The sequence below is a fragment of the Bacillus sp. 05T22 genome (assembly GCF_056396765.1).
Genome location: NZ_JBFTMC010000129.1, coordinates 1 through 11,885 on the forward strand (window position 1 = coordinate 1; position 11,885 = coordinate 11,885).

Below are 11,885 nucleotides of genomic sequence, written 5' to 3' on the forward strand. Positions count from 1 at the left end.
TTTCCAACTTTCCCTTTATAAGAACGATATTTTTTCATACGAACGAGACACTTCAAGCCTAATTCTTTCATAATTCGATACACTTTTTTATGATTTACTTTGTGTCCGCGGTTCGTCAGTTCATCACGAATACGACGATAACCATAAAGCCCCTCATGTTCGTCATAAATGGTTCGAATCAATCCTTTTAGTTCTACATCTGAATCAGGAAGATCGAATCTTTTAACCCAATAATAATACGTACTGCGCGGAATACCTGCGAGCTGAAGTAGCACCTTCACTGAAAATTCATGCCTTAGTTCATAGACTACTTGGGCTTTGTCTTGTTTCGTGATTTCTCCTTGTTTTGAACTAAGGCATTTAACTTTTTTAAATACGCATTTTCCATACGTAAACGCTCATTTTCCGCTTGTAGTGCCTCTATTGAACCTTCAACTATTCCGTGATCTTTAGTCGTGTTAAGTTTTTTATTTTTCATGGATGGACGCCCCTTTTTCTTTGATTGTAGGGCATCCCATCCTCCTGCTTCATAAGCCACTTTCCATTTCCGAAGTGTTTCATAAGATGGAATATTGAAAATCGCCGCTGTTTCCCTGATAGATGTCCCTTTTTCATTCATATAATTGAGTACATTCAGTTTAAACGGCACAGAGTAAGATGTATAGCGTTTTTYAAAAGCATTTTTACCCGAAAATTCATATTGTTTAATCCACTGGTGAAGTATACTGGGGTGAACCCCTATAGATTTAGCAATTGTTTTTCCACCTTCATTGCCACTTAAATACCGTCTCACTGCTCGTATTTTTTCTTTTGAAGAAAATTTAGACATAAAAAACTGCCCTCCAATTGTTAGACTGTGTCTAACAATTGGGGGGCAGTTCACACATTGGTCCTCAAATTTAATGTTTCTGGATAACCAGGAATCGACGTAGAAAGCCAACCGAAATAAGGCTCTTCTCCCTCTCTCCCTTCAGTTTCCCATAGTTCCATTGTTCTATCAAAATTTGCTTTACTTAAAGACACCCAAACATCCCACATGAATGTTTCATTACTATTTAACACTGATATTTCAATACAGCATCAAATAAAGTAATGCTCCCCGTCCATAATGCAAAGATCAGCATTTAATTCAAAACATTTTTGCCTTTCTCTTTCAGGAATAGAATAATAGTAAAAAGGTGCACCACTTCCATGGCACATTGGTAATTCTTGTTATAAATGATTACATGTAAATTTTTGCTGATGCATTTCTTTATTACTGTTTTTTTCCATATATTCTTCTTCTGCGCATTTTTTATCTTCTTATACAATCCTAGGAATGAATCGACAGTTGATTACATGTAAAAAAAGCATCTATTATAGGTGACTTTTCTTTACATGCTAAATGAATGTGCCGATATTGTTTCTGCTTTAATTTTTTCATTTCAATATTCTTATGTGATTTAAAAAATAACTCTGGCCCCATCGTAATCCCAATATTTTGTGAAACCATATTAACAATCGTTTCACAATTCAACACTTCTAATATGATATTTGGGCATACTTGGTAATCGGATAAATTTTTTATCACTAATGGCTGATACGGTCCCTTCGGCATAATAAAGTCCATCCCATCAATTTGTTGAATATCAATTATTTTTTGATTCACTAACAGATGATTTTTGGGTAGTCCTAATACAATCTCATCTTTACTAACGAGTATTGATTTCATTTGTTTATTTACATTTGATTCCAATACAAACCCTATATCCACTGTACCATTATCAATCCATTCCATTACTTCTCCATATGTACCTTCAAATAATAAAACTTTAACACCTGAGTAACTCTTTTTAAGCTGCAACAACATAGACGGTAGTATTTGTGCCGCTGCACTCGTAAATGCCCCGATTTTGAGCGTACCTTCCAATCTCTTATTTTGCATAGATACTTCTTGTTTAATCGCTGCTTCACTCTTTAACACATTTTGAATATGTGGAAAAATACGATTTGCAAACTCGGTTCTTCTAATTTCAGCTTGCTTATTTCTATGTAACAAAGAATGACCAAATTCTTTTTCTAAACTAGCAATCGCATGACTCACAGCTGATTGTGTCATGTTCAATTGTTCTGCCGCTCTAGTAAAATTACCTAACTCTACTACCTTTTGAAAAATTTCATATCTAGCTATYGTCATGAATTTTACTCATACCTCTCATTTAAAATATGAATTTCATTAATTTCATTATACCCGTTACGATAAAAATAGAACAATTCATCCAAGGGAGGATTCACATTGAATAAAATATTTTTATTAACACTCGGGATGTTCGCATTAGGAGTAGATGCTTATATAATGGCAGGAATATTACCTCAAATCGCTGATGATTTTCATGTTTCGATTGGGACTGCTGGGCAAACCGTAAGTATCTTCACAATCTGCTATGCGATTGCAGCTCCTTTGTTTGCTACATGCATGAGAAAGACGAATCCAAAACATACATTATTAGCAGCATTATTCCTTTTCACAGTCTCTAACTTCCTGACTGCTGTGACTCATCATTTTATTATTCTATTAATTTCTAGAGGCTTGGCTGGCATAGGTGCTGGTCTATATTCACCATTGGCATCATCTGCTGCTGTTACATTAGTTTCTGAAAAAAGAAGGGGGAGAGCTTTAAGCACTGTTTTACTCGGAATGAGTGCTGGAACCGTAATTGGCGTTCCATTTGGTATATATATCGCTTCCATTTATGAATGGCGCATGGCGATGTGGTTTATCGTCACAATTGGGGCAATCGGGATATTTGCTCTCTTCGCTAAATTCCCTATGATAGAATCTAGTCCTTTGCCAACATTAAAAGCACGGCTAAGTATGTTCAAAAACAAAAAAATCTCTCTTGTCATGCTTATTACAATGATATTAAGCTTTTGTAGTTTGGGCTTGTACACATACTTAGATTCCATCATTACTGCATATGGATTCCAAAAATCTATCCTATTTATTTGGATGTGGGGAATCGGCGGAATTGCCGGAAGTTTTATAATCGGGTTTATAATGGATTTTTATAAAAAGCCAAAGATCATATTACTGTACTTAATGGGAATCATGTTTTTCTCATTTATATGCATGGGAGTTTTCCATGAAACTGCGTTATTGTTAGCCATCTGTTTAATTCTTTGGGGAAGTACAGGGTGGGCGGCACTAGTCACCCAACAAAAAACACTCTTAGAAATTAGTCCAGATCATGCTACCATTTCAATTGCTTTACTTAGCTCTATTAATTATTTTTCTGGTTCCATTGGGACAATGACAAACGGAATACTTTTAGAAAAAGGAATAGCACCTGTTACTTTACCTTATATAATAGCCGGTATATTACTTTTTGCTATAGGAGGACAAATTCTTTTTATCGGTAAAAAAATTGTAAAAGTACGGAAATCTCACTAAATTATGATTCAAAACAATAAGCCACTATCTTCTTCATTTAAGATAGTGGCTTATTACTAACATAACCTTTTATGGTCTTCCCCACTTTCCACCATGCTTTATCCATTCCACATACTCATGAAACATGGATACTCGATCTTGAAATTGAAAAGGAATATACAAGATATAAGGGGATAATGGTATAAAGTAAAACTTTAATCATTGTGGGGGCCTTGATTCCCCAACTAATTTCTTTACTTTCGCTGAATTGTTAAAGTAGGAGTAGGAATCATAAATAGCAGGGTACATAATAACAATGAAACATCAAGGAATGATAAAATACAGAACTACGATAAATCTTAAGAAAGGCTGGTTAAAGTGAGCCAAAAAAATTTTTATAAGAAAAAACGATGGATTATACCCGTTTCGACCATTGTCATTCCTACAGTGCTTATATCTATTATTAATCGGTTCACACCTATCCTCAAAGCAAAAGTAATAAAACAACTTTTCGAGGCAAAGCCTTTTGCATCACCTAAAAACATGGAAACGATAAGAAAGCAAGTGGTAGTAAAAAAAGCCCAAGAAGCATTCCCTTCACTTCTTGAGCTTTTTTATGTTTATCTTCTCTTCGTAACCTTCCCAGATCCACCAACCCGTGTTTTAGGGGGAGACGTATTCTTCGGCGGGCTTTTAATCGAAGATTTCGGCTTCACATCTGAACCACTAGAACCGCCCGGTGATTTAATAATCTTTCCTTTATTCTCAGTAGACGGTGGTACAGTTTTCGTCTCTTTTTCTGTAATGCTTCCTTTATCGCCTACGGATGTCTTTGGATCTACTTTATCACTTCTCTTAATAATAGAACCCTTACCTTGCTTTGTAATAGGCGGTGGTGTCTTCTTCTCTTCTTTTGTAGGCGGTCTTTCTGGAATAACCGGTTTATGATTTTTCCGATCTGTATATCCACGGTAATCGCCATGATACGATTTACGCGAATCAAATATATCGTCTAATATACTTGCTAAAATATAACCTTGTAAGAAAGATGGCTGATAATTTTGACGGACAAACTCTTTGTTACTTATCTCAACTAATGTATCCGATGGTTTCTCTTTGTCTTTCTGAATGTTGTATATTTTATCAGAATACACAAGGAACATCTGATTTTCATCTTCTTTAGACGCTTGTTTTGGTTCCCTTTCATCAATCAGCTCCTTTGCCACCTCTGGAACTGATTGATTGGCGGCCCTATACACATATGATTCTTGCTTGCCGTCTTTTGCAACYGATTCTAATGGGTAACGATCTTGAATCGATTTTTCATTTTGACACCCCGATAAAGCAAAACCAGCAATTACAAGTAACGTAACAATGGCAAAGATAGGGATTATGAATGATTTAATCATGGTAAACAATCGGTTTGACATGATTACCGCCCCCTTACGTTGCCCTTATAATTTGTACATCAGCAGAAAGAATCGATTCTCCCTCATACATCATTGTACGGCCATCTTGCCACTCAATGCGAAGTAGCTTCCGGTTGTCAGATTGGAACTCCCATACGTGTTGTTCATCAGATATTGCAAATGGCGTTTTCCCCATCACAACAGCACGTCCGTTATATTGCTCTTCCATATGATACTCGATATCATCCATTTCGATCGTCGTTGGAATCTCATTTATAGAATCTAAACGACCATCAATTGGTGTATATAGTTTATAATAGGTGCTTTCACGATTTTCAATTTTTAAATAGCGAATGGTCTTTCCGTCCTGCAATGTTAAAATAATTTCATTCCGAGAATGCATACTTGTTTTTCCAATCATTTCGTACATCACTAATGAAACTTCGATCATATCACCAGGCGTTAACGTTAATAGGCTTTTTTCTGGCTTAGCGGGTTCTGGACTTTTCATTATATTTTTAATTCGTTTGAATAAACTCATAATCTATCCCCTCCTTTTCTCGTTATAGACAAGCTGCTAAAATGAGGGCCCCGACAACATGTAACGAACCAGCCAATAAAGCGTGTGCAACATTCCCTTGTTTCGTTCCCCCTTCTAAATCTAAACCAGCCACTTTTTTCAAAATGAGTTCGATAAACATTTCTACAACTAACAAAATAACGAATGAAACTGCCGATGCAAGCAGCGCTTGCCATAAATCATTTGCTTTCGTAATCGACTGTGACAAAATATATCCTTGCGCAAATAACTTCATAATAAAGCGCGTTGTCACAGCAATATTCCCTTTTTTAATTTCTACCAAATCGTTATATTTTGTAAAGATAGAATCAACCCACATAAGTACAAATAAAAGAACAGCGCTTGCTCCTGTCCATACAAGCATGGCTAACACATTCATCCATGTCATGGTGAAACCTCCTCTAGAGAATAATAGAAAACCGACATGATTGATTTTCATGACATGTCGGTTCCTTTATCTTCTATATATCCATTTTGATTTTCCAACACATAAACCGCGGCTATGAAAACAAAAACAGGTCTCCTCTTTTTGTTTTCACGCGGCATGGGGCAAAAAAAGGCTCTGACCGCTCCTATGCATGATCGGATGCTCTCTCCAACCTAAAAAGAAAGGGGTTTATCGTTTCTTCGTTTTATAGATCCCCTTTGATTTTTCAACATATAAACTGCGGTCATGAAAACAAAAACAGGCCTCCACTCATTTCCTCCTTTTGTTTTCACGCGGAATGCGACCAAAAAAGGTACTGACCGCTCCTATACATGGGCGGACGCTCTCTCCAACCTAAAAAGAAAGGGTTTTAGCTTTTCATTTATATATTATTTCTCATACTGCTTCATAATACGTGCTAGTTCATCATCCACAGCTGAGTTTTTATTTAAAGCCGCAAATTCATCATCTAACGACTTTTCTTTTTTATAAATTTCACCGCTTGCTTCTGCTTCAGCCTCTAATTGAAGAGCTTTTTCTTCCATACGGCTTAAACCAGCTTTTGCTGTATTTGCATCAAATCCAGACATTGCTTGATTAATATTCTTTTGTGCTTTCGCTGCGTTCACACGCGCCACAAGTGTTTCACGTTTATTTYTCAGTTCAGTTAATTGYTTACGCATTTCTTCCAATTTCGCACGAAGATTATCAGCAGCTGCTTTATTTTGCTCATAACTCGCTTTATATTCATTCATCTTTTGCTCTACATTTTGTTTTTCTTCTAAAGCACGTCGTGCAAGATCAATATTATTTGCTTGAACAGCCATATGTGCTTGTTCTTCACGTTTCTTTACAAGTGCTTCTTGTTCTTCAAACAATAATTTAAACTTTTTCTCAAGCGCAATTTGAGCTGCTACACTCTTCTCAGCTTCTTGTACATCCTCTTGCATATCGCGTAAATATTGATCCGTCATCTTAACTGGATCTTCTGCCTTTTCAATTAATGCATACACATTTGACATTGTTAAATCTCTTAATCGTTTAAAAACAGACATTTAAACTCCTCCTATAAACTGCTTCATATTTCAAATTCAATACCTGGAAAACTAAAAATTCTTCCTCTACAGTAAGAATATTCATTTTTAAAGCCTATGTGTACATTATATCAAAACTAAGATGTCCTTACATGTTATTTCTTGAATATGTAAACTATAATATGACATTCCCTTCTCAACATTGACCTCATATCAAATCCTTTGATATCCTCAAAATCAATCATTCAAACCACTATAAAAATAGCAAGTCATAAAAAAAGCTTTGCGAAATCCGCAAAGCTTTTTTCTACTTATTAACGACTCGCTCCATATCAGGACTACAACTATTTGACTGACATGATTTATTTAAGGAACATGCTGCGCATTTCCCTTTTTTACTTCTCTTCACAAAATTGAATAATGTATATCCTGCATAACCAAAAATGATAGCTCCAATTACAATATTGACCATCATTATGATACATCTCCTTCTAGAATCCGAGTAAGGATCCGACTTGGTATATAACGAGCGTTAAAACATAAGCAACTATAAGTGGATAAACAACAGAGAAAATTGTCCACTTGACAGATCCTGTTTCACGACGAATAACAGCTACTGTCGCCAAACATGGAACATATAACAAAATGAAGAACATAAACGCATATGCTGATAATGCAGTATAGTGCGCTCCCATTACATTTCCTAATACATCCTCTTTCACCGCATAAATAATGGCCATTGTTGAAACAACAACTTCTTTTGCTAAAAATCCTGTTAATAATGATGCCGCTGCTTGCCATGTTCCAAAACCGAGCGGTGCTAAGATTGGTGCAATAAAGCCACCAATAATCGCTAAGTAACTTTCTCCCATATCGACGCCAAATCCAGATGGACCAGCATAGTTGAGTAACCAGATAACAACAGATCCACCAAAGATAAATGTACCAGCTTTACGTACGAAACCTTTTCCTTTTTCCCACGTACTAAGCCACAATGTTTTTGCTTGTGGTACACGATAAGGCGGAAGCTCAATAACGAAAATAGATTTTTCTTCTTTTAAAACAGTAAGAGACATTACTTTTGTAACGAGTAAAGCAAGTACAATACCTGCAATGTATAAAGAGAACACAACAGTCGCTTGACTATTCGGGAAAAAGACTCCCGCAAATAATGCATATACAGGTAAACGCGCTGAACAAGACATAAATGGTGTTACTAAAACGGTAAGTAATCTTTCTTTTTCCTGCTCAATCGTTCTCGCTGCCATAATCCCGGGAACGTTACAACCAAAACCGATAATCATAGGAATAAATGCTTTTCCGTTTAAACCAAAGAATTCCATAATACGGTCCATTACAACTGCAATGCGGGCCATATACCCTGAGTCTTCTAATAACGAAATAAAGAAGAACAATGCAAAAATTTGTGGAACGAATACTAATACCGCACCAACGCCGGCAATAATTCCCTCTGTAACGAGCGCTTGAATAAACTCAGAGGCACCAATGTTTGTTAAACCTGCCGTTACCCAATCCGTAAACTGCCCACCAAGAAATTCATCAAGCATATCTGATAAAGGCGTACCAATCCACGTAAACGTAACCTGAAAAATAAAAAACATAACTGCTAAAAAGATTGGAAGTCCTAAAATTTTATGTGTAATTAACTTATCAATTTTTTCTGAAAAGGGAATCTTTCCTTCCTTTTCATGCTGAATGACATTTGTTTTTAACTTTTCAATATACGCTGCACGTGTCCGGTAAATATGCTGTTCTAGCGTACTATCAAGTTTCGCTTCTAATTTAGAACGAATTGCTACAAGCTTTTCATAAACAGGCAATCTTTTAACTTCTTGTTCTACTACTTCGTTATTACTTAAAAATTGAAGTGTAAGCCATCTAGGATGCTCATAATTTGCTTGAGTTAAAAGATCCATGATTTCTTCAATACCTGCATCTACTTCTTTACCATAAGAAAGAGTGAAAGGCTTTTTCTCTTTCTTCTCGTTCTCATGAAGAGTAGCCAGTAATTCTTCACAACCTTTACCACTTCTCGCAACAACAGGAACGACCGTTACTCCTAATATTTCTGACAATCTGTTCGCATTAATAACAATTCCGCGTTGCTTCGCAACATCAATCATATTTAAACCGATAGAAACTGGTTTACCAAACTCTAGTAGTTGCAATGTTAAATGCATATTGCGTTCAAATTGAGAAGAGTCAACAATATTTAGCATATGATGAAATTCTTCTGTTAGTAGAAACTTTGTAACAACACCTTCATCACGAGAAACAGGATTTAAATCATATATACCTGGTAAATCAATTAATGTCCCTTGCTTCCCCTTTAACTTACCAACCTTCTTTTCTACTGTTACTCCGCTCCAGTTTCCTACATATTCATAAGAACCAGTCAGCGCATTAAATAATGATGTTTTCCCTGTATTCGGGTTCCCTAGTAACGCAACCTTATTCACGCTAATTCCACCTTTATCATTTTCGCGTCACAATGACGAATACTAATTAATTGTCCACGGCACTCTAATGTACACGGCCCTTTAAACATCGCTCTTTGTTTCATACGAAGTTCACTTCCTTCTGAAAGACCAAAAGCAGCTAATCTCCGCTTTAATAATTTATCTAACGTTTGTAAATTTTTAACTAATACTTTTTCACCTATTTTAATGTCAACTAAGCTCATAATCTTCCCCCTCAAAAGAGAATGATAATTATTTTCAAGAAAATTATATCACATTCTATGAATCAAGTACTATATATTTTTTCTTCCTATTTATTAACATTTCGGGAGAATTATATATATCCATGTTGATTTGCTGGCATATAAGTCGCTGCTATAAAAACAAAAGGAGATCTCCACTCGTTTTCTCCTTTTGTTTTCACTTGGCACGGGGCAGGAAGAGGGTCTGACCGCTTCTATCCATGGCCGGATCCTCTCTCCCACCTAAAAAGAAAGGTTTTATTTAAATATATTTAAATTTTTCAACATATAAGTTACTGCTATGGATAACAAAAGGTGAGCTGCACTCGTTTTCTCCCTTTATTTTCACTTGGCACGGGGCAGGAAGAGGGTCTGACCGCTTCTATCCATGGCCGGATCCTCTCTCCCATCTAAAAGGGAAGGTTTTATTTCAATTTGTATTTACATATTTAAATGATTGTTCCTAATAGATTCATTTGCCATTCTCATCCATTTCAATTACAATAAACCTAACAAATAAAGAATCTCGTTATCACAGGGGGAGCTTTGCTGCTGAGAGGGAACACTTCGTTCCGACCCTTAGAACCTGTTAGTTAATGCTAACGTAGGAATTGTGCAAACGTTGAACTTGAAATACCTCATTCTTTTTCCACTTACGTATTTCATATCTCCCTATGATAAGTATTCTTTTTTGTGCAACTTGGATTTAGGGGGATTAACAACATGCGTAACACCAATTTACAAGCGATGATTGAATCTGCAATCCTTGCAGCCTTCGCCTTGATCATCGACATTTTACCACTATCAATTAAACTTCCAACAGGCGGTTCTGTTTCATTTGCAATGATTCCTATTTTTATTATCGCTTACCGCTGGGGCTTTAAAACTGCTTTCTTAGGAGGACTCATTTGGGGTCTACTACAAATCGTAGTTGGCGATGCTTACATTTTAACGCCAGTTCAAGCGTTTATTGAGTACTTCGTTGCATTTGCTTTTATCGGTTTTGCTGGTTTATTCTATCGTCCAATTCAAAAGGCACTTGCGAACAACCAACATACATCTAACGTACAATCCGACATTGGTAGCCGCAAAGATAAACCTTCATCAAAAAGCGGTCAAGGGAAAAAGGCGCTTTTTTATATTATCCTTGCTACATTTGTTGGTAGCTTTGCCCGTTATTTCTGTCACTTTATTGCTGGTGTTATCTTCTTTGGGAAGTACGCACCACCAGGACAGTCAGCTGTTCTTTATTCATTGATCGTGAATGGTAGTACAATGCTTGGTTCATTTGCATTATGCACAGTATTACTACTACTCCTGTTTTCAACTTCACCACGCTTATTTAAAAGTATCGGTGCACATAATATGAATTTAAAAAATAAGAGTGCCTAAATGGCAGTCTTATTTTTTATTATTTTAACCGAGAAGACCCCGGATGGGGGTCTTCCTGCCCGTTAATACGGGATAAATAGAGATTTGAGACCATTAGATGTACTATTAATAAAAACCAAAAGGCCTTTCTCTACTGAGAAAGACCTTTTTCATTCTGTGTATTTAGACAAACCCTACTACACTTTTTTATTTAAATAGAAGTAAAACAACACACCATCTGCTGTATTATTTACACCATACTCTACGCCATGAAGTTCCAAAATATTTTTGGAAATAGCAAGTCCGAGTCCCGTTCCACCGTTTGAACGTTGACGAGCTGTATCTATACGGTAAAAACGGTCCCATATTTTATCTAATTGTTCTTCTTCAATRTGAGTRCCTTTATTTTCWATRCAMAYYTTTATWYGATTTAGCTCATCTATTGTAGAAATAATAATATCCTCTTTTTCAGGTGTATAACGGATTGCATTCGTAATGAAATTGACAATTACTTGCTCAATGCGATGTTGATTTGCAACAACTTGAGCTGGAGATATGTGTTTGTGAATATGAAGTTGTTTCTTCTCTATTTCTAATGATAGTTGTCCACATATATGCTCAATGACCTCATCAATATGAAAAGTATCCATCTGCATTTTATACGTGCCAGATTCAAATTTAGCTAACTCCAGCATGTCCAAAATTAACATATCCATCTTATCCACTTCTTTTTCCATTGCCTGAAAATAATATTCTTTCTTATGTTCGGCTACCCCATCTTTTAGAATCGAAATACAGCTTTTCATAATACTTAGCGGTGTTTTCAATTCATGTGAGACACCTGAAATAAATTCTTTTCTCGTATTTTCTAGCTTTCTTTCTTTTTCAATATCTTGTTCTAATTGTTCAATATGTGTGTGCAATGTATTTGAT

The 11,885-nt window shown here is 36.0% G+C and carries 11 protein-coding genes, 2 pseudogenes and 1 riboswitch; of the genes and pseudogenes, 2 read left to right on the plus strand and 11 right to left on the minus strand.

The window, feature by feature from the left end:
- The 3 genes and pseudogenes from AC1DIT_RS24475 to AC1DIT_RS24485 form a co-directional block, all read right to left on the minus strand.
- Nucleotides 1-829 (minus strand): annotated as a pseudogene (locus tag AC1DIT_RS24475) (IS3 family transposase); the annotation flags it as partial.
- A gap of 50 nt (nt 830-879) precedes the next feature.
- Nucleotides 880-1,200: pseudogene (locus tag AC1DIT_RS24480) on the minus strand (DUF2199 domain-containing protein).
- Between the two features lie 112 nt (nt 1,201-1,312).
- The gene (locus AC1DIT_RS24485; RefSeq protein ID WP_016116793.1) at nt 1,313-2,176 is read right to left on the minus strand and encodes a LysR family transcriptional regulator; all 864 of its coding nucleotides are present in this window, start codon (nt 2,174-2,176) and stop codon (nt 1,313-1,315) included.
- Between the two features lie 99 nt (nt 2,177-2,275).
- Here AC1DIT_RS24485 and AC1DIT_RS24490 point away from each other — a divergent pair, with 99 nt between their 5' ends.
- Nucleotides 2,276-3,430: an MFS transporter gene (locus tag AC1DIT_RS24490; protein ID WP_016116794.1), complete on the plus strand. Its 1,155-nt coding sequence runs from the start codon at nt 2,276-2,278 to the stop codon at nt 3,428-3,430.
- A gap of 599 nt (nt 3,431-4,029) precedes the next feature.
- Here the strand turns inward: AC1DIT_RS24490 and AC1DIT_RS24495 are convergent.
- The 7 genes from AC1DIT_RS24495 to AC1DIT_RS24525 form a co-directional block, all read right to left on the minus strand.
- Nucleotides 4,030-4,839 carry a DUF4247 domain-containing protein gene (locus AC1DIT_RS24495; RefSeq protein ID WP_016116795.1) on the minus strand — a complete coding sequence of 270 codons (810 nt, stop codon included), beginning with the start codon at nt 4,837-4,839 and terminating at the stop codon, nt 4,030-4,032.
- Between the two features lie 13 nt (nt 4,840-4,852).
- Complete coding sequence (locus AC1DIT_RS24500) at nt 4,853-5,359, minus strand: DUF4178 domain-containing protein (RefSeq protein WP_016116796.1); 507 nt, start codon at nt 5,357-5,359, stop codon at nt 4,853-4,855.
- Between the two features lie 22 nt (nt 5,360-5,381).
- Nucleotides 5,382-5,786, minus strand: a complete 405-nt coding sequence (locus AC1DIT_RS24505) for a DUF350 domain-containing protein (protein ID WP_033671598.1) — start codon at nt 5,784-5,786, stop codon at nt 5,382-5,384.
- Between the two features lie 428 nt (nt 5,787-6,214).
- Nucleotides 6,215-6,880 (minus strand): PspA/IM30 family protein, encoded by a 666-nt coding sequence (locus AC1DIT_RS24510; protein WP_476998468.1) that lies wholly within the window; start codon nt 6,878-6,880, stop codon nt 6,215-6,217.
- A 286-nt stretch (nt 6,881-7,166) separates the two neighbouring features.
- Nucleotides 7,167-7,334, minus strand: coding sequence for a FeoB-associated Cys-rich membrane protein (locus AC1DIT_RS24515; protein WP_016116799.1), 168 nt, complete (start codon nt 7,332-7,334; stop codon nt 7,167-7,169).
- 16 nt (nt 7,335-7,350) lie between these two features.
- A complete protein-coding gene (gene feoB, locus AC1DIT_RS24520; RefSeq protein ID WP_016116800.1) occupies nt 7,351-9,339 on the minus strand; it encodes a ferrous iron transport protein B in 1,989 nt (662 codons plus the stop codon).
- Nucleotides 9,336-9,563: a FeoA family protein gene (locus AC1DIT_RS24525; protein WP_016116801.1), complete on the minus strand. Its 228-nt coding sequence runs from the start codon at nt 9,561-9,563 to the stop codon at nt 9,336-9,338. The genes feoB and AC1DIT_RS24525 overlap by 4 nt, the downstream gene beginning before the upstream one ends.
- A 545-nt stretch (nt 9,564-10,108) precedes the next feature.
- Nucleotides 10,109-10,210, plus strand: a riboswitch (TPP riboswitch).
- 94 nt (nt 10,211-10,304) lie between these two features.
- Here AC1DIT_RS24525 and thiT point away from each other — a divergent pair.
- Nucleotides 10,305-10,973, plus strand: a complete 669-nt coding sequence (thiT, locus tag AC1DIT_RS24530) for an energy-coupled thiamine transporter ThiT (RefSeq protein WP_016116802.1) — start codon at nt 10,305-10,307, stop codon at nt 10,971-10,973.
- A gap of 176 nt (nt 10,974-11,149) precedes the next feature.
- On the opposite strand, the gene AC1DIT_RS24535 is transcribed toward thiT, so the two are convergent.
- The coding region (locus AC1DIT_RS24535; protein ID WP_476998469.1) for a sensor histidine kinase at nt 11,150-11,885 on the minus strand (736 nt) is incomplete at its 5' end.

What these genes read in the sequence shown, in the direction of transcription:
- AC1DIT_RS24500 (WP_016116796.1), bottom strand. Translation starts at nt 5,359, where the DNA reads ATGAGTTTATTCAAACGAATTAAAAATATAATGAAAAGTCCAGAACCC.
- AC1DIT_RS24505 (WP_033671598.1), bottom strand. Translation starts at nt 5,786, where the DNA reads ATGACATGGATGAATGTGTTAGCCATGCTTGTATGGACAGGAGCAAGC.
- AC1DIT_RS24515 (WP_016116799.1), bottom strand. Translation starts at nt 7,334, where the DNA reads ATGATGGTCAATATTGTAATTGGAGCTATCATTTTTGGTTATGCAGGA.
- AC1DIT_RS24525 (WP_016116801.1), bottom strand. Translation starts at nt 9,563, where the DNA reads ATGAGCTTAGTTGACATTAAAATAGGTGAAAAAGTATTAGTTAAAAAT.
- thiT (WP_016116802.1), top strand. Translation starts at nt 10,305, where the DNA reads ATGCGTAACACCAATTTACAAGCGATGATTGAATCTGCAATCCTTGCA.